Origin of the sequence: Hymenobacter roseosalivarius DSM 11622 (genome assembly GCF_900176135.1) — a bacterium.
GTDB lineage: Bacteria > Bacteroidota > Bacteroidia > Cytophagales > Hymenobacteraceae > Hymenobacter > Hymenobacter roseosalivarius.
In genome coordinates this window covers 41,285-58,947 of sequence record NZ_FWWW01000095.1, presented here as the reverse complement: position 1 = coordinate 58,947, position 17,663 = coordinate 41,285, and the positions used below count along the sequence as shown (strand labels likewise).

Sequence of the window (17,663 nt, the reverse complement as noted above, 5' to 3'; positions counted from 1 at the left end):
TGATCCAACTCTTCTTGTTGAACTCGTTTGTTACGCTCGCTGCCGGGGTAGTTACCTACCCTGGCAGCCTTACCAATTTGTCTTTTCCAATCATTCAAAGAACGTGCGCCAGTCCCTGTTGGACCAACCCTGTGGCCGCTGCTGCTGCCTTTACGCTTAATGTAAATCCGAGCAGCTTTTTGTTCGGGGTTGCAAAGGTAATAAACTTTTCCCTCCTGCCAAGTAAAAAAGAGAAATAATTTTTGTTTTGCCTACTCCCGTTTGGAGTGTTTCTGTGTTGGGGGTGCAAAGGTAGAAATGTCTATTAACAATACAATAGCTGCTTTAAATATTTTTAAAAAGATCATACTCTCTCGCCGCATGAGGATGTGACAGTATGCTTTTAACTATAGGCTTCTTAGAGGTTGAAAATTTGTTAGGAGATAGTTATAGGCTTTATGCGTAAGGGTTTACTATATGTAAGTAGTATGTGCAAATGTGTAGTTATGCCTTCTTAAATATGCAATACCATAAACTCTGTTCACAATTGAGGTGTAACCTAGAAAAACAAAAAAGGCCTTCCTGTGCTTGGAAGGCCTTTTAAAGTAGCGGGGACGAGAGTTGAACTCGTGACCTCAGGGTTATGAATCCTGTGCTCTAACCAACTGAGCTACCCCGCCGATTTTTTTGATGGCGCAAAGGTAGGCACAAGATTTGACCCGACGCAATCCTTAGTAAAAAAAAACCCACGTATATTGCCCACTGCCTACCATGTATTCTTAGGTGGGTGTAATGCCGTTCTTTACTACCTCTGCTTTATGCCGCTCTCTGCAACTCGCTCGAAACACCGTTTTTCGGTAGAATACCCTATTAATGCTTCAACTAAAATTCTGTACCCATATTTGGCCTCGGCCTCAGGACTGACACAATGGTTCTGTCAGGACGTGCGCATTGATGAGGATCATCGTTTTAACTTTATCTGGGATAATCAGCCACATTATGCTGAGATGAGTTCACACCGCACTAACCGGTCGGTGCGCTACGTGTTTCTGGATCAGAACAAGCGGCTTACGCCGGATGCGAGCTACCTTGACTTTACATTAGAAGAGTCGCAGCTGACGCAGGAGGTGTATCTGCGGGTGTTAGATTACTCGGAGGAAACGGATGAAGAGGAATTGCAGGAAATGTGGGACAGCTTGATTGTTAAGCTGCGGGAACAAGTAGGCGGCTAAGTCGGGTTTGTTACAAAAAACGGAGGAGCAGAAGCTAAACGAGCAGTAGCTACGTTTACCTACTGCTCCTTTTTTAGTGGAAGTGTCCCCCAGCGGTACATTTCTGGCCAATCAATGAAAAAACTCGATAAATTAATTCTGAAGGCCTTCGCTGGCCCTTTTTTACTGACGTTCGCGGTGGTAGAGTTTATCCTACTGACGCAGTATATGCTTAAGTATATGGATGATATAATTGGCAAAGACCTCGGCTTTGGGGTTATTGGCCAGTTATTATTCTTCTTTAGTGTGCTGATGGTGCCAATAGCATTGCCTTTGGCCGTGCTATTATCGTCGCTCATGACCTACGGGACATTGGGTGAACACCAAGAGTTGACTGCCATCAAGACCTCCGGGATTTCGCTTACACGCATTCTGAGGCCGGTACTGCTGGTGAGTCTGGTGTTGGCCGTTGGAGCATTTTGGTTTAATAATACTATCGTTCCTAAGGCAAACCTGAACGCCTATAGTCTGTTGTGGGATGTGCGCCAGCAAAAACTATCCTTGGATATTCGGGAAGGCGTGTTTTACAACGGTATTCCGGGCTACACTATCAAGGTGAATGAGAAGGCTGGTGAGAATGGTGACCTTCTCAAAGGGGTAATGATTTATGACCACACCAACACTGATGGCAACTCCAAAGTTATTCTGGCCGATTCAGGGCGGATGTTTATGCGCTTTGAGGGACAATATTTGGGGCTAGAGCTATTTAAAGGGGTAATTTATATGGAGCAACCTGATGCTCGCGACAGGGCAGGAGCCAGCTTCGTGCGACAGGCTTTTTCGCGCAACCTGATTACCTTTTCTTTGGCGTCTTTTGATTTGAACCGGACCCAGCAGGAACTGTTCACTGAGAACAAGATGATGATGAACCTGCCGCGCCTACATCAGTACACCGATTCGCTGCATAAGCGCCTAGGCACTGAGCGGCAGCAGCAGGTGCGGATGCTGAACCCTTATTATGTGCATATGCGCCTGGATACCACAGGGAAAGCTGCCAATCAGCGCGTGGCAAGCTGGCAGGTGTCAACCAAAAAATTGCCCCCTCTCACGCTCAATCAGGTGCAGCAGGCTACCAACCGGGCCCGCAACCTACGCGGCTATCTGAGTAGCTCGGTGGAGCGACTCACCACGCTAGCGCGCGAAACCGGCAACTACCGCATCGAAATTTACCGCAAATACACGCAGTCAGCTGCCGTACTGATTATGTTTTTGATTGGGGCACCGCTGGGGGCCATTATCAAGAAAGGCGGGTTGGGCGTACCGGTACTGATTTCTATTCTGTTCTTTATTATCTACTATGTGGCCTCCATTATGGGGGAGAAGTACGGCCGCGAGGGTGTGCTGCCAGTTGGGCTGGGCATGTGGATTGCCGATGCGCTGCTATTGCCAGTGGGTCTGTTTTTCCTCTACCAAGCACGGCGCGACTCAGGCGTACTGGAAGTAGACTTTTGGCGCCGTATACCAGCCAAGATTCGCTGGCCATTCGGTGGTTACCGACGGGTAGATTAATTCACTTTTTACGCCGTGATGCGCTTTTGCTATAATCTCAGGTAGCAGTAAGTGCGAATCTGAAGTAGCGAAAAAGAACAACGAGCAAGAAAAACCCTTACCTTTGCGGCCACTCCGAGATGCGGGGTGGCCTTTTTTCTCATATTTTAATTCCAGACGGGTAATTCCTATCTGCCGATGAAACTCACTACCGAAGCAAAACAGACTATTTTCGCTGAAAATAGCCTCACCAAATCCGCCACCGATACCGGTTCGGCCGAATCACAAATTGCGCTGTTTACCCACCGCATCACTCATCTGACGGAGCACCTGAAGGTGAACAAGAAAGATTTTTCGACGCGCTTAGGTTTGCTTAAGCTTGTAGGTAAGCGTCGCCGTTTGCTTGATTATCTGCAGCATCGCGAAATCAATCGCTACCGCTCTATCATCAAGGAGCTGGGTATTCGCAAGTAACCCCGTCCGTAGGAGCAGGGAGCCCTCTTTAGAGGGTTCCCTGCTCTTTTTTTGACCCTTTTGGTCACCTTTTGGGTAGGACAGGTTGTTTGCTTTACAAAATGCCCCCCCACACGATTCTAGAGTAAAATAGTACCGGAGGCCGGTACCATTTTTTTGGCTGCTCGCCCGCTGTCGCTTTTCTAAGCAATCTTCCCGATGCCCAATTACCACGCTATTACCAAAACTATTACGCTGCCAGATGGTCGGCAGATAACCCTTGAAACCGGCAAGCTGGCCAAATTCGCCGATGGGGCGGTAGTGGTACGCCTTGGTGATGCCATGCTGCTGGCTACAGTGGTATCGCAGCCCAGCCAGCGCGGAGACGTTGATTTCCTGCCTTTGTCAGTTGATTATCAGGAAAAATTCGGCTCGGCCGGCAAAATCCCTGGTTCATTCCAGCGCCGTGAAGGCCGCTTGTCGGATTCCGAAATCCTCGTTAGCCGCCTTGTTGACCGCATTCTGCGTCCCATGTTCCCCAAGGATTATCACTATGAGGTGCAGGTGATGATTTCGCTGATTTCAGCTGACAAGGATGTACAGCCGGACGCGCTAGCCGCCTTGGCCGCCTCAGCTGCATTGTCTGTTTCTGATATTCCATTTGCTGGCCCAATCTCGGAAGTACGAGTAGCGCGCATTGATGGCAAACTGCAAATCAACCCTAAGACCTCGGATATCGCCCGCGCTGACATCGACCTCATTGTAGGTGCCACGGCCGACTCAGTGGCGATGGTAGAGGGCGAGATGAATGAAGTGAGCGAAGAGGAAATGGTGCAAGCCATTGCCTATGCCCACGAAGCCATTAAAGAGCAGGTGCGTGTGCAGATGGAGCTAGGCGCTGTAGTTGAGAAAGCTGCCGTCAAGCGTGATTACCCAAAATACGAGGAGGATGCCGAACTGAAGCAGCGCATTACGGATGCTGTTTATCAGAAAGCTTATACTGTCGCTTACTCTGGCAATACCAGTAAGCAAGGCCGCAAGGAAGGTTTTGGCTCTATTAAGAAGGAGTTGATCGAAAATCTATTAGCTGAGCAGCCTGATCTGAACATGAAAATGTTCAGCCGCTACCACGCATCAGCTGAGAAGAAAGCTATCCGCGACATGATGATCAAGGAGCGTACGCGCTTGGATGGTCGGCAGCTCACGGAAATTCGCCCCATTTGGAGTGAAATCAACTATTTGCCCGGCGCGCACGGCTCTGCTTTGTTCACGCGGGGTGAAACTCAGTCGCTGACTACGGTGACTTTGGGCACTAAGCTGGATGAGCAAATCATTGATTCCGCTATGCTTTCGGGCTATAGCAAGTTTATGCTACACTATAACTTCCCAGCCTTCTCAACTGGCGAGGTAAAGCCGAACCGCGGTCCGGGTCGTCGGGAAATTGGCCACGGTAACTTGGCTATGCGCTCTTTGAAACGAGTATTGCCCAGTGAAGACGAAAACCCTTATACTATCCGCATCGTGTCAGACATCCTGGAGTCGAACGGCTCTTCGTCGATGGCTACGGTGTGTGCTGGTTCGCTGGCACTAATGGATGCGGGGGTGAAAGTTCGCGCCGCAGTATCGGGTATCGCTATGGGCCTTGTGCAAGACAAGGAAACCGGTGAGTACGCTGTCCTGTCTGACATCTTGGGTGATGAGGACCACTTGGGCGACATGGACTTCAAGGTGACGGGTACGGAAAAGGGTATCGTGGCTTGCCAGATGGATATCAAAATTCAGGGGCTAAGCAGCGGAATACTGACTGCCGCTTTGCATCAGGCTCGTGAGGGCCGTCTGCACATCCTAAGCGAAATGGCGAAGACTATCAGCCAGCCAGCCGCCGACATGAAGCCGCATACGCCTCGCTCGCATAAGATGCTGATTGAGAAAGAATTTATTGGTGCTATTATCGGACCTGGTGGCAAAGTCATTCAGCAAATCCAGAAGGACACCAACGCCACGGTAATTATTGAGGAGAAGGATGAGAAAGGTCATGTAAGCATTTACGCTTCCAACCAAGAGGATATGGAGGCTGCCATTGGCCGCATCCGCGCCATTGCGGCTCAGCCAGAAATAGGTGAGACTTATAAAGGCAAAGTGCGCAGCATCCAACCGTATGGTGCTTTCGTAGAAATCATGCCTGGCAAAGACGGCCTGTTGCACATTTCAGAAGTAGGTCACGAGCGCCTCAATAGCTTAGAAGGCGTACTGGAAGTCGGTCAGGAAATTGATGTAAAACTGCTCGATATCGATAAGAAGACAGGCAAATATCGTCTATCGCGTAAGGTCTTGTTGCCTCGCCCTGAGCGCACGGCTGCTGATAATGGTGAAGCCCAGGCTTAATCAGGCGAACTTTCGCGGGTACCGGTACGTTGCCCTTAACTGACCGATACCCGTAAAAGGTATCAGTAACATTCAAAAATTATCACAATACAACTCTTTCGCGCCCGCAATGAGACAGCTTAAAATCAGCAAGCAAATCACCAACCGCGAAAGCCAGTCGCTGGATAAATACCTCCAGGAGATTGGCAAAGTGGATTTGCTCACCCCCGACGAGGAGGTAACGCTGGCGCAGCGGATTAGGGAAGGCGACCAACAAGCACTGGAAAAGCTTACCAAAGCTAACTTGCGCTTCGTGGTATCAGTAGCCAAACAATATCAGAACCAGGGGCTTTCACTGGGCGACCTGATCAACGAGGGTAACCTAGGCTTGATTAAGGCAGCTAAGCGTTTTGATGAAACCCGCGGCTTTAAGTTTATTTCTTATGCCGTGTGGTGGATTCGTCAGTCCATTCTGCAAGCCTTGGCCGAGCAATCGCGCATTGTGCGCCTGCCGCTGAACCGGGTAGGTTCCCTAAATAAAATTTCGAAATCCTTCTCCGAACTAGAGCAAAAATTTGAGCGGGAGCCCTCGCCTGAAGAAATTGCCGAAGTACTGGAACTGACTACCTCTGAAGTAGTAGATACGCTCAAGATTTCAGGTCGCCATGTGTCGGTGGACGCGCCGTTCGTGCAAGGGGAAGAAAACCGCTTGCTCGACGTGCTCGAAAACGAAGACGAGGAATCGCCGGATACGGGCTTGATGAACGACTCTCTGCGCAAAGAAGTGCAGCGCGCCCTCTCCACGCTTACCAAGCGTGAAGCGGATGTGATTACTCTTTATTTCGGCCTGAATGGCGAGCATTCGCTCACGCTGGAAGAAATAGGGGAGAAGTTCAGCCTGACTCGGGAGCGGGTTCGCCAGATCAAGGAGAAAGCTATTCGCCGCCTGCGCCATACCTCGCGCTCCAAAGCCCTGAAGCCTTATCTGGGGTAAATTTTGCCCCCCAGCTTTAAAAACCCCAGCCTATTCGTTGGGGTTTTTTGTTACATGTGGCGTTAGTAAAGCCCCAGCATATTATTCTTATATAAGAACTGGGGGGCATTTTTGCTACTATTGCTTTGGCGTTTAAGGCTGAAGTAAGCGCCAGCACTACATTCACTTTTTTATTGCATCTCTGCTTTCACCAGCAATGGAACATACCAATTCAGAACACATCAAGTGTTTAATTATCGGCTCGGGGCCAGCTGGCTATACCGCAGCTATTTATGCGGCCCGTGCCAACATGCAGCCTGTCATGTATCAGGGCTTGCAGCCTGGCGGACAGCTTACGATTACCAATGATGTCGAGAACTTTCCCGGTTACCCGGATGGAGTGATGGGACCGGCTATGATGGAGGATTTGAAGAACCAGGCGTCGCGCTTCGGGACTGATGTTCGTTATGGTCTGGCCACGGCCGTTGATTTTTCGGGGCACCCGCACCAAGTAACCATTGACGAGCATAAAACCATCACCGCTGACACCGTGATTATTGCTACTGGCGCCTCGGCAAAGTGGCTGGGTTTGGAGTCGGAGGCGCGACTGAATGGCTCGGGTGTATCAGCTTGCGCTGTTTGCGATGGGTTCTTCTATCGCGGGAAGGAAGTAGCTATTGTGGGTGCCGGCGACACGGCGGCTGAGGAGGCAACTTATCTGGCCAATCTGTGCTCGAAAGTGTACATGATTGTGCGTAAGGGAGAGATGCGCGCTTCAAAAATTATGCAGAAGCGGGTCACTGATAACCCGAAGATTGAAGTGCTGTGGAATACCGTGACGGACGAAATTCTGGGCGAGCACGCCGTAGAAGCCGTACGCGTGAAGAATACATTGACGCATGAAACGCGTGAAATCCCTGTCGAGGGCTTCTTTGTCGCTATCGGGCATGAGCCCAACTCAAAGATTTTTCAGCCCTTTATGCACCATGATGAGCAAGGCTATTTAAAAACGATTCCGGGCTCATCCAAAACCAACGTGGATGGCGTGTTTGCTTGTGGTGATGTGCAGGATTATACTTATCGGCAGGCCGTAACGGCTGCCGGTACGGGCTGCATGGCCGCTTTGGATGCTGAACGCTATCTGGCTGCTTTAGGCGAGCATTAAGAGATTATTTGAGGAGAGAGTCAGGTCAGGCTGAGCAAAATACTTTGACTTGCCTGGCCTGACATTTCATTGATTTGAGTTTTCCGGACTCTTCGTCTTTCTCCACACACTAGCCACCACGCATTCACGTTTGGTTACTTACCTTGCTATCTTGAAAACTGCCCCCTAGGGGTGAGGAACGCCTCAACGCCATTCGCTTTTGTTGAATTTTTTAAAATACGGGCTACTGCTCCTGTTACTGATTGGGCTGCTACTCGCGTGGCCCACCTCAGCCCAGGCCCAACGCCGAAAAGCCCCCCAGCCGAAAGCCAAGGGTGGCTCGGCGGGCCAGCGGAAGGATTTCTTCCGCATAAAATCGCCCACGATCCGCTACGTACGGCCTGATACGACTGTTCTGATAAAGACGGAAGATCTGCCCGATGACAACTCGGAAGCGGCTAAATCCATCTTCTTTAACCCAGCCAAAAAGCTGTCCTTAGTTAGTGAGGATACCACCTCGCTTAACGAAGGCGAGCAGCACATTGTAGAAATGTCCGATGAAGTTCGCATCGACAGTGCATGGGTGAAAGTGGCCGGCTATTACTCTATCTGGGATACCCGCAACATCAATCCGTATCGGGTGGATGGTCGTCGGCTGCGTGATACGTTGACCCTGAAGTTAGTAGATCCGCCCCGGAAGCGCTACGCCAAGATGCCGCTGGAAACCACGCCTACCACCTCCGATTTTGGCTTCCGGGGTAGTCGCTGGCATTACGGCGTCGATTTGGATCTGGAAACCGGCGACTCCGTACGGGCTGCCTTCGATGGGGTGGTGCGCATCTCGAAATGGGATGGCAGCGGCTACGGCAATTATCTGCTAGTGCGTCATTATAACGGCATCGAAACCCTCTACGGCCACATGAGCAAGGCCTTGGTCACGACGGGTACCTTTGTTAAAGCTGGACAGGTTATAGGGCTGGGGGGCAATACTGGCCGTAGTACGGGCTCACACCTGCACTACGAGGTACGCTATGAAGGCAACCCCATCGACCCCGAGCGGATGTATGACTTTCCGGATTATAAGCTCCGCCAGGACAATTTTCAAATTACCTCGGCTTTGTTTAACTACTACAGCCGGGCTGTTCAAAGCCGCTCGCGCTCCACAAGCAGTAGTAAGCCATCAGCCGCCCGAAGAGTCGTAACGCATCGCGTCCGTAGCGGCGATACGCTGTCCGAAATTGCCCAGAAATACGGTGTTTCCGTTAGCCAGATCAAGCGTCTGAATGGTGGCACGGGTACTCTGCGCATCGGTCGTACGCTGCGGGTTAAATAAATGAATGGCAAAATGGTTGGCTGGTTAAATGGTTGGTCGTTCTAACAACCGTATAGAACATCAGCCATTTAACCAGCCAACCATTTAAAATAACATGAAATTAGATATTCTGGCCATCGCTGCCCACCCCGACGACGCGGAAATGTCCTGTGCCGGCACCTTGCTAGCCGCCGCCGCCCAAGGCAAAAAGATAGGAATAGTCGACTTAACGCGAGGAGAGTTAGGCACGCGTGGGACACCTGAAATACGGGCAGCAGAGGCGGCCGCCGCTTCCAAAATACTAGGCTTACACGCCCGCGAAAACTTAGGATTGTCCGACGGTTTTTTCCAGAATGACCGGGAGCACCAATTGCCAATAATTGCCGCCGTGCGCCGCTATCAGCCCGATATCGTGCTGCTCAATGCCATCCACGACCGCCACCCGGACCACGGCCGCGGCTCTCAGTTAGCCTCCGAATCGTGCTTTCTATCGGGGCTGAAGATGATAGAAACCCTGGACGAAAACGGCCAGCCCCAAGCGGCCTGGCGGCCCCGATTGGTGTACCACTACATACAGGACCGGCAGATTGCGCCCGACTTTGTGGTGGATATATCGGAGTTCTGGGATAAGAAGTGGGAGGCAATTCAAGCGTTCAAAAGCCAGTTCTTTAATGCTAACAGCACCGAGCTGGTTACCTATTTGTCCACGCCCGCCTTTTCCAAGTTTATGGAAGCCCGAGCCCGGGAGTTCGGACATTTGATAGGAGTAGAGTTCGGGGAAGGCTTCACCCGTGAGCGGACGCTTGGGGTAAGGCAGCTGTCAGATTTGGTTTAAGAGGATACTCTGTTTTTGGCTGGCCTAGTAAAAAGGGAAGCATACAAACCAAAAGCTCGGCCAATACAGCTTGTCCTTACCCGACACCACAAAGCCGGGGCGGCTTTGTGGTGTTGCAGCGCCGAATAAGTAGCTGCGGTTTACCGCACGCCCAAGCGGTTCCGCTTCCACGCCGAGCCAGTCACACTAGCAGCTGCCGTAGCGCCGTCAACTTGGGGTTTCTTCGCCGTGAGCAGCATGGCGCCCAGCACAGCGGCTAGCTTGTTGATTTCGGCTTCGTCGTCGGTGGTAGGAGTTAAATCGGCGGGGGTGAAGTGGTCGCGGATAAAGTTCGTGTCGAAATTGCCCCCTACGAAGGCCGGGTGCTGAAGCACGTAGCGGCCAAAGGACAGCGTTGTTTGGATGCCGGTAATCTGGTACTCGTCGATGGCGCGAAGCATGCGGGCAATTGCTTCCGCGCGGTCCTTGCCGAAGGTGACGAGCTTGGCAATCATCGGGTCGTAGTAAATAGGGATGTCCATGCCCTGCTCGAAGCCGTCGTCGACGCGCACGCCGGGGCCCTGGGGGCGCACGTAGGTGGTGAGTGTGCCGATATCGGGCAGGAAGTTATTGGCCGGGTCTTCGGCGTACACGCGCAGTTCCAGGGCGTGGCCGGTAATGGTGAGGTCGGCTTGCTGGAAGGGCAGGGGCAGGCCCTGGGCCACCCGAATCTGCTCTTTCACCAGGTCAAGTCCCGTGATCTGCTCCGTGACGGGGTGCTCGACCTGGAGGCGGGTATTCATCTCCAGGAAGTAGAAGTTATGGTTTTCGTCGAGCAGAAACTCCACGGTGCCGGCCCCGGTATAGTGGCAGGCGCGGGCCACGTCGACGGCGGCGCGGCCCATCTGCTCGCGCAGCTCAGGCGTCAGCACCGAGGAAGGTGCCTCCTCAATCACCTTCTGGTGGCGGCGCTGAATGCTGCATTCGCGCTCAAACAAATGCACGATGTTACCGTGCTCATCGCCCAGCACCTGAATCTCGATGTGGCGGGGCGAGCCGATGTACTTCTCGATAAACACAGCACCGTCGCCGAACGCGCTGGTAGCCTCCGATACGGCCAGTTGCATCTGCTCCTCAAACTCGCTCTCGGCATTCACAATGCGCATGCCTTTGCCGCCGCCCCCGGCCGAGGCCTTGATCAGAATCGGAAAGCCGACCTGGCGGGCTACGGCTTTGGCTGCCTCCACGTCGGTGATGGCTTCTTCGGTGCCGGGCACCATCGGGATGTTGAAGTGCGCCACGGCGGCTTTGGCGGCCAGCTTGGAGCCCATCAGCTCCATCGCCTCGGGCGTAGGGCCAACGAAGATCAGGCCGGCCTCCTTCACCTGCCGGGCGAAGGTGGCGTTTTCGCTCAGAAAGCCGTAGCCGGGGTGAATGGCATCCACGCCAAGCTGGCGGCAGACGGCCAAAATCTTGTCGCCGCGCAGGTAGCTTTCGCTCGATTGGGGGCCGCCCACGCACACGGCCTCGTCGGCGTAGCGCACATGCAAGGCCTGGCGGTCGGCCTCACTGTAGATAGCTACGGTCTGAATGCCCATTTCCTTAGCCGAGCGCAGCACGCGCAGCGCGATTTCGCCCCGGTTGGCGACCAATAGTTTTTTTATTTGCTTCATGGAGGTGGGGTGGGAATGCGGGAAGAGGACGCTGTGCTACCCGCTTAGGAGGACTACAAAGTCAGTTTTTTGTGCTATACTGGAAACTGACAAGGAACAATTTACCGCTAACTTAGCCCAAAGAAACACCAATCTGTCGGCTTGGGGAAGTGCTGGGGGGCATTTTTGTGCTGCCCCAGCAAAGTAGAAAGCCCCATCTTTGGCAGTTACCTTCGTGAATTGCCATAACTTTGCACAAACTCGGTAGTTGTGCCCAGTATACTACTGCCGTATTCATTTCACATTTAATTTATTCCTCCGTGGATCTTTTCGAGAAGATTGCTTCCAACCGCGGCCCATTGGGCAGCCACTCGCATTACGCGCACGGCTACTTTACTTTTCCCAAGCTAGAAGGCGAAATCAAGCCCCGCATGATTTTCCGTGGGAAGGAAGTGCTTACTTGGAGCTTAAATAATTACCTGGGTCTGGCCAATCACCCTGAAGTGCGTCGGGTAGATGGCGAATCGGCCGTTGAGTGGGGCATGGGTACGCCCATGGGGGCCCGTATTATGAGCGGCAACTCCAACCTGCACGAGCAGCTGGAGGCTGAGCTGGCCGACTTCGTGCAGAAGCCCGACGCGCTGCTACTCAACTTCGGCTATCAGGGCATCGTGTCTATCATCGACGCGGTGGTGAACCGCCACGATGTGATTGTGTACGACGCGGAGTCGCATGCCTGCATTATCGATGGGGTACGGCTGCACCAGGGCAAGCGCTTCGTGTATCCGCACAACGATATGGAAAGCCTGGAAAAGCAACTCCAGCGGGCTACCCGCATGGTGGGCGAAACCGGCGGCGGTATTCTCGTAATTACCGAGGGTGTATTCGGGATGTCGGGCAACCAGGGCAACCTGCGCGAAGTAGTGGCTCTGAAGGAAAAATATCAGTTCCGCTTGCTCGTTGATGATGCCCACGGATTCGGCACGATGGGCGCTACGGGCGCCGGAGCGGGCGAAGAACAAGGCGTTCAGGACGGTATTGATCTTTATTTTTCAACGTTTGCGAAGAGCATGGCGAGCATCGGAGCCTTCGTAGCAGGCCCTGAGAGTGTAATTGAATATTTGCGATACAATATGCGTAGCCAGATTTTCGCCAAATCGCTACCTATGCCGCTTGTAATCGGTGCAATGAAGCGTTTGGAGTTGCTCCGCACCCAACCAGAGCTGAAAGACAATCTCTGGACAGTGGTTAGAGCGTTGCAGAGCGGTTTGCGGGAAAAGGGCTTCAATATCGGCACTACGCAGTCGCCGGTGACTCCTGTATTCCTGAGTGGCGAAATCCCCGACGCAACCCAAATAACCTTCGATTTACGCGAGAATCACGGTATTTTCTGCTCTATCGTGGTTTATCCGGTCGTTCCAAAGGGGGTAATTATGCTTCGCCTTATCCCAACGGCCGTACATACGCTGGAAGACGTTCGTCAGACTATTACGGCCTTCGAGGCAGTGGCTGAAAAGCTCAATAAGGGCTTATACTCCAAGAGTACTGCGTCGGTGCAAGTCTAGTGAATTTAGCAATATATGGAAGCGCGCACGCCAATAGTCCTAATGGCTGTCGGCGTAGTTTTTTGCACTGTGCCGATATAAGCTCGAATTTGAGAAAGTGCTGATCAGGGTGTAAGAAGGGTAAAAATCGCCCTACTAAGCGCTGGGGGGCATTTTAGAAAAAAAATAGAAATATTGCTTGTATTTGAAATCCCTGTATATTAGGGCCAGTCAACAACAACCTTTCTTCCCCCATAAACCCTTTTCCAATGAACAATTTTAGCAAGCTCAAGGACCTGGTCATGTCGCTCGAGGGTGACTTCGACAAGTTTTACGACAAGCAGAACTCGGCCGCCGGTACCCGCGTGCGCAAAGGAATGCAGGAGTTGAAGAACATGGCCCAAGAGATCCGCACGGAAGTGCAGAACATGAAGAACACTAGCGGCGAAGCTGCTGGTGCCAAAGCTGCTCCCGCCGCAAAGAAAGCCGCTCCCGCTGCTGCCAAGAAAGCCGCTCCAGCGAAGAAGAAGTAAAGTCTGAACCACGGACTCCGTGGAAGATTCTTACAAAAAAGCCCCCCAGAATAAATCTGGGGGGCTTTTTTGTGTCTTAATTTAACGATGCGCCACGAGTGTAATAGTCAGCTGCAAAAGCCCCTAAATCCGCAGAAATCTGTGGTTCAGACCAGCGCAATCAGAAAGTAGCTCTTTTTGCCTTTCTGGGCCACCAGATACTTATCCTGCAGCAAAGGCAGCTCCGCTACAGCCTGATCAGCGGCGGCTACTTTTTGACGGTTCAGGCTTACCCCGCCGCCTTGAATCATCTTTTTAACCTCGCTTTTGGAAGGAAAAATCTGGTATTGGGTGGCTTCGCTGAGCAAATCGGCTACCAGCAGACTGTTGGCCTGCTCGCGGGGCACTTCCAGGCGCGGTACGCCGGCGAATACGTCAAGCAGCGTAGGCTCGTCGAGACGTTGCAAATCTTCCAGGTCACCTTTGCCGAACAGAATTTCGGACGCGGCTACCGCTGCTTCATACGCCTCGGCGGAGTGGACGCGGGTGGTAACGTCTTTGGCCAGTGCTTTCTGTAGAATGCGCTGGTGCGGTGCCGGGGCGTGCTGCGCTTCCAACTCCAGAATGTCGGTTTCGCTGAGCAAAGTAAACACGCGAATAAGACGGCTGGCGTCAGCGTCGGCGGCGTTGAGCCAGAATTGATAGAACTGGTAGGGTGAAGTCATCTGCGGTGAGAGCCACACGTTGCCGCTTTCTGACTTGCCGAACTTGCTGCCATCGGCCTTCGTGACCAGCGGGCAGGTGAGGGCGAAAGCCTTGCCGCCGTCGAGGCGACGGATCAGCTCGGTGCCGGTAGTAATGTTGCCCCACTGGTCGGAGCCGCCCATTTGCAGAGTGCAGTTCAGCGTTTGGAACAAGTGGCGAAAGTCGTAGCCTTGCAACAGCTGGTAGCTGAACTCGGTGTAAGAAAGGCCTTCGGCGCGCTGCTCGCCTTCGGCCTCGGGCGTGCCCAGGCGGCGCTTTACCGAGTCCTTAGCCATCATGTAGTTTACCGTGAGGTGCTTACCGACATCGCGCAGAAATTGCAGGAAGCCAAAGTCCTTAAACCAGTCGTAATTATTGACCACCACGGCCCCGGTCGGCGAGTCGTTGAACTCCAAGAACTTCTCTAATTGCGCTTTAATGCCTGCCTGGTTGCCGCGCAGCGTGTTTTCATCCAGCAGGTTGCGCTCCGATGACTTGCCCGAGGGGTCGCCAATCATGCCGGTGGCGCCGCCCACGAGGGCTACGGGCCGGTGGCCGGCCCGCTGCAAATGCACCAGCAGCATGATAGTAGCCAGGTTGCCAATGTGCAGGGAAGCGGCCGTCGGGTCGAAGCCGATGTAGCCGCTGATGGGCTGATTTTCAGCCAGGTGTTCGGCCATGCCGGGCATCGTATCGTGCAGCATTCCGCGCCAGCGGAGTTCGTCGAGAAGGTCCAATGAGTGAGTGGGTGAATGAGTGAGTGGATGAATGAGTCACTTGGGTAAGCTGAGTAAAGCCCAAGACTGGGCCAAGTGGCAGCTCCAATGTGTCCATAACAACTGGACAAAGGTAGTAAGCAATGATACCTTTGCTTACCTGGAGTGAATACCTAGCATTCACCCATCCACTCATTTACCCATTTACCCATTCACTCCGTGCCCAACTTCAGCCCCGACGAGATTCTGAAGCAGCTCCAGCAGCGGCAGTTCGCGCCCGTGTATTTCCTGCAAGGGGAGGAGCCGTACTATATTGATCTGATTGCCGACATCATCGAGAAAAGCGTGATGCCCGACCACGAGCGCGGCTTTAACCAGGTAGTGCTCTACGGCAAGGACGTGGACGTGGCGACTATTCTGGGCCAGGCGCGGCGCTTTCCGATGATGGCGGAGCGCTCGGTAGTTATTGTAAAGGAAGCGCAATCGGTCGCCGACCTGGAGCGGGAGAGCAGCTATCCGTTTTTTGAGGCGTATCTGAAAAACCCACTGGCCAGCACGGTGCTCGTATTTTGCTACAAGCATAAAACCCTGGACGGCCGGAAGGCGCTGTCCAAAGCAATGACCAAGCACGCGGCCGTGCTAACCAGCAAAAAACTTTACGATAACCAGGTAGCGCCCTGGCTGACGAGCCACATACGCAGCAAACAGCAGCAAATTGCCCCCCAGGCCGTGGCTATGCTCAGCGAGTACATCGGGCCTGACCTCGGCCGGCTGACAAATGAGATTGACAAGCTGCTGCTCAACGTGAAGCCCGGTCAGGCCATCGACGAGGATTTGGTGCAGCGCTTGGTCGGTATCAGCAAAGACTACAACATCTTTGAGCTGCAGCGGGCTTTAATACAGCGCGATGTGCTGAAGGCCAACCGGATTCTACATTACTTCGAGGCCAACCCCAAGGCTAATCCCATCATCCCTAATCTGACGTTGCTGTTTGGTTTTTTTACCAAGCTGCTCGTGCTGCATCAGGCTGGCAACCCTTCCGACGCCGATTATAAAAAGCTGGGCATCGTGAATAGCTTTCAGCAGAAAGACTATCAGCTGGCCATGCGTAACTACAGCTTCCAGCGCACCCGCGATATTATTCATCTGCTGCGCCGCGCCGATGCTCAGAGCAAGGGTATTGAGTCGGGCTCGATGACGGAAGGGGAGATTTTGCGCGAGCTGGTATTCCTTATTCTGCACTCTGTGCCGCTGAGTGCCATTGTGGGCTGAAATGGATAAGAACCCGGTGGGTTGGCTAGCGCAGGTACGTCTGCTGTTCAGTTTTAATCTTAGATTTGCCCATCAGTGCCTTTCTTTCCAGGAAACAATAGTTTTCCATTGGCCTCAACATCTATTTAGCTATTACCGTGGAGAAGCTACCGTGTATCTTATTAGTAGACGACGACCCCGTTAATAATTTTCTTAATCAGCGACTGCTGGAAGATTTAGCTATTGCCGATCAGCTATTGGTAGCACTGAACGGACAGGAGGCGTTTGCATTACTAGAACAGCACTGCCCCGATACCGCGTGCCCGGCCCTGATTCTGCTAGATGTGAATATGCCCGTGATGAATGGGTTCGAGTTTCTATTTTCCTATCAGCAGCTGCCGCTGGCGCAGAAAGAGGCAATTGTTATTATTATGCTCACCACGTCTGTGCATGCCCAGGACGTAGAGCGGGGGCGGCAGCTCCACGTAGCGGACTTCCTGAGGAAGCCGCTAACTAAAGAGAAGGTGAGAGGAATGCTCAGAAAGCACTTTGGGTGGCAACTGGCCGAGGGCGAGACAGAGCATAGAAACTAAACAATTGGCTTGTCGATTGCCATAGCAGACTCTCTGGCCTTTTCAGCGTATCGGTAGTTGAAGGCGAGCGTTCTACTATTTGTTTACTACTTGTACTGTGAATCGTAACTCACTTTTCGGTCTGCTAGGAATTACACTGCTAACATTCTTGGGCGCCTTTATTCTGGGCCGGTGGACTCGGCCTGCCCGCTCACAACACGCCAGCCTGCCAGCCGTGGCCGCAGGCTCGGCATTCGCGGCGGGATCATTGAACTCAGCCGACTCAGAATCTAATAGGCAGCTGGCGGCCATGCGAACTGAAGCATACCAGGAGGAAGCCCTCGAGGAAGATCTGGCGCTCAACGCTTCAACGCCTTCGAAAAAGCTAAGTGTCGCTAGTAAATTCCGTTCAAAAGACATAACCAACGCAGTCCCCCTCGCAACGGCTACTCGCCAGCCCGAAGCTGGGCCAACCAAATCAACTGCCACGGCGCAACTTCCTGCTACCGCACCGGCCGGAACTGCCGACACAGTCGCTGATTCGACTTTCACTACTAAAAGCATCGCGCCAAAAACAGTGATAGCTAAAGACGTTATCGCCATTGAGGAGCGCCAAAACTATGCTGCTCAGTTGCCCGAAGAGCTGCGGCAAAAAGGGGTGGAGGCCAAAATAAACGTAGTCGGTGAGTTGGCCGACGTTATTATTATGTCGTCGCCGACTTTTGATGCGCGGAGCAAGGATACGATAATCAAGCAGGTATGCATTGACCTGAAAACGCTAGGCTTTAAGCGTGTGCACATCACCGATGGTGGCGACTACACCATGCATTTTGGCCTGTAAAAAGCCCCCCAGTGGGTATAACGGCCGTAATAT

General features: G+C 52.7%; 15 protein-coding genes, 1 tRNA gene and 1 pseudogene. 14 read left to right on the top strand and 3 right to left on the bottom strand.

Going from position 1 to position 17,663, the window contains the following annotated elements; translation table 11 throughout:
- The coding region (locus B9A24_RS22820) for a hypothetical protein (RefSeq protein WP_234997501.1) at nt 1–239 on the top strand (239 nt) is incomplete at its 5' end.
- A 346-nt stretch (nt 240–585) separates the two neighbouring features.
- On the opposite strand, the gene B9A24_RS18295 is transcribed toward B9A24_RS22820, so the two are convergent.
- Nucleotides 586–659, bottom strand: a tRNA-Met gene (locus B9A24_RS18295).
- A gap of 138 nt (nt 660–797) precedes the next feature.
- Between B9A24_RS18295 and B9A24_RS18290 the strand changes: the two genes are divergently transcribed.
- From B9A24_RS18290 to bshB1, 8 genes are all read left to right on the top strand, one after another.
- Nucleotides 798–1,211: an START-like domain-containing protein gene (locus B9A24_RS18290; RefSeq protein ID WP_084447460.1), complete on the top strand. Its 414-nt coding sequence runs from the start codon at nt 798–800 to the stop codon at nt 1,209–1,211.
- Between the two features lie 114 nt (nt 1,212–1,325).
- On the top strand, nt 1,326–2,759 hold the full coding sequence (locus B9A24_RS18285; protein WP_084447459.1) for an LptF/LptG family permease: 1,434 nt from the start codon (nt 1,326–1,328) through the stop codon (nt 2,757–2,759).
- Between the two features lie 177 nt (nt 2,760–2,936).
- The gene (gene rpsO, locus B9A24_RS18280; RefSeq protein WP_084447458.1) at nt 2,937–3,212 is read left to right on the top strand and encodes a 30S ribosomal protein S15; all 276 of its coding nucleotides are present in this window, start codon (nt 2,937–2,939) and stop codon (nt 3,210–3,212) included.
- Nucleotides 3,213–3,410: 198 nt separating this feature from the next.
- Nucleotides 3,411–5,576, top strand: a complete 2,166-nt coding sequence (gene pnp, locus B9A24_RS18275) for a polyribonucleotide nucleotidyltransferase (protein WP_084447457.1) — start codon at nt 3,411–3,413, stop codon at nt 5,574–5,576.
- A 109-nt stretch (nt 5,577–5,685) separates the two neighbouring features.
- Nucleotides 5,686–6,549, top strand: coding sequence for a sigma-70 family RNA polymerase sigma factor (locus tag B9A24_RS18270; RefSeq protein WP_084447456.1), 864 nt, complete (start codon nt 5,686–5,688; stop codon nt 6,547–6,549).
- Nucleotides 6,550–6,745: 196 nt separating this feature from the next.
- A complete protein-coding gene (gene trxB / locus B9A24_RS18265; RefSeq protein ID WP_084447455.1) occupies nt 6,746–7,693 on the top strand; it encodes a thioredoxin-disulfide reductase in 948 nt (315 codons plus the stop codon).
- 199 nt (nt 7,694–7,892) lie between these two features.
- A complete protein-coding gene (locus tag B9A24_RS18260) occupies nt 7,893–9,005 on the top strand; it encodes a M23 family metallopeptidase (RefSeq protein ID WP_234997499.1) in 1,113 nt (370 codons plus the stop codon).
- Nucleotides 9,006–9,099: 94 nt separating this feature from the next.
- Nucleotides 9,100–9,819, top strand: a complete 720-nt coding sequence (bshB1, locus tag B9A24_RS18255) for a bacillithiol biosynthesis deacetylase BshB1 (RefSeq protein WP_084447454.1) — start codon at nt 9,100–9,102, stop codon at nt 9,817–9,819.
- A 140-nt stretch (nt 9,820–9,959) separates the two neighbouring features.
- Here the strand turns inward: bshB1 and accC are convergent, their stop codons facing one another.
- Complete coding sequence (accC, locus tag B9A24_RS18250) at nt 9,960–11,471, bottom strand: acetyl-CoA carboxylase biotin carboxylase subunit (RefSeq protein WP_084447453.1); 1,512 nt, start codon at nt 11,469–11,471, stop codon at nt 9,960–9,962.
- A 299-nt stretch (nt 11,472–11,770) separates the two neighbouring features.
- Here accC and B9A24_RS18245 point away from each other — a divergent pair, with 299 nt between their 5' ends.
- Both B9A24_RS18245 and B9A24_RS18240 read left to right on the top strand, forming a co-directional pair.
- Nucleotides 11,771–13,015 (top strand): aminotransferase class I/II-fold pyridoxal phosphate-dependent enzyme, encoded by a 1,245-nt coding sequence (locus B9A24_RS18245; RefSeq protein WP_084447452.1) that lies wholly within the window; start codon nt 11,771–11,773, stop codon nt 13,013–13,015.
- 248 nt (nt 13,016–13,263) lie between these two features.
- Nucleotides 13,264–13,437 (top strand): annotated as a pseudogene (locus B9A24_RS18240) (histone H1); the annotation flags it as partial.
- A gap of 236 nt (nt 13,438–13,673) precedes the next feature.
- On the opposite strand, the gene tyrS reads toward B9A24_RS18240, so the two are convergent.
- Nucleotides 13,674–14,987 (bottom strand): tyrosine--tRNA ligase, encoded by a 1,314-nt coding sequence (gene tyrS, locus B9A24_RS18235; protein ID WP_084447450.1) that lies wholly within the window; start codon nt 14,985–14,987, stop codon nt 13,674–13,676.
- Between the two features lie 198 nt (nt 14,988–15,185).
- Here tyrS and holA point away from each other — a divergent pair, with 198 nt between their 5' ends.
- From holA to B9A24_RS18220, 3 genes are all read left to right on the top strand, one after another.
- Nucleotides 15,186–16,238, top strand: coding sequence for a DNA polymerase III subunit delta (gene holA, locus B9A24_RS18230; RefSeq protein ID WP_084447449.1), 1,053 nt, complete (start codon nt 15,186–15,188; stop codon nt 16,236–16,238).
- A 137-nt stretch (nt 16,239–16,375) separates the two neighbouring features.
- Entirely contained in the window at nt 16,376–16,810 is a 435-nt protein-coding gene (locus tag B9A24_RS18225) for a response regulator (RefSeq protein WP_084447448.1), read from the top strand.
- A 289-nt stretch (nt 16,811–17,099) separates the two neighbouring features.
- Entirely contained in the window at nt 17,100–17,630 is a 531-nt protein-coding gene (locus B9A24_RS18220; protein ID WP_143435038.1) for a hypothetical protein, read from the top strand.
- The last annotated feature ends 33 nt before the right edge of the window (nt 17,631–17,663 follow it).

What these genes read in the sequence shown, in the direction of transcription:
- B9A24_RS18290 (WP_084447460.1), top strand. Translation starts at nt 798, where the DNA reads ATGCCGCTCTCTGCAACTCGCTCGAAACACCGTTTTTCGGTAGAATAC.
- B9A24_RS18285 (WP_084447459.1), top strand. Translation starts at nt 1,326, where the DNA reads ATGAAAAAACTCGATAAATTAATTCTGAAGGCCTTCGCTGGCCCTTTT.
- rpsO (WP_084447458.1), top strand. Translation starts at nt 2,937, where the DNA reads ATGAAACTCACTACCGAAGCAAAACAGACTATTTTCGCTGAAAATAGC.
- pnp (WP_084447457.1), top strand. Translation starts at nt 3,411, where the DNA reads ATGCCCAATTACCACGCTATTACCAAAACTATTACGCTGCCAGATGGT.
- B9A24_RS18270 (WP_084447456.1), top strand. Translation starts at nt 5,686, where the DNA reads ATGAGACAGCTTAAAATCAGCAAGCAAATCACCAACCGCGAAAGCCAG.
- trxB (WP_084447455.1), top strand. Translation starts at nt 6,746, where the DNA reads ATGGAACATACCAATTCAGAACACATCAAGTGTTTAATTATCGGCTCG.
- bshB1 (WP_084447454.1), top strand. Translation starts at nt 9,100, where the DNA reads ATGAAATTAGATATTCTGGCCATCGCTGCCCACCCCGACGACGCGGAA.
- accC (WP_084447453.1), bottom strand. Translation starts at nt 11,471, where the DNA reads ATGAAGCAAATAAAAAAACTATTGGTCGCCAACCGGGGCGAAATCGCG.
- B9A24_RS18220 (WP_143435038.1), top strand. Translation starts at nt 17,100, where the DNA reads ATGCGAACTGAAGCATACCAGGAGGAAGCCCTCGAGGAAGATCTGGCG.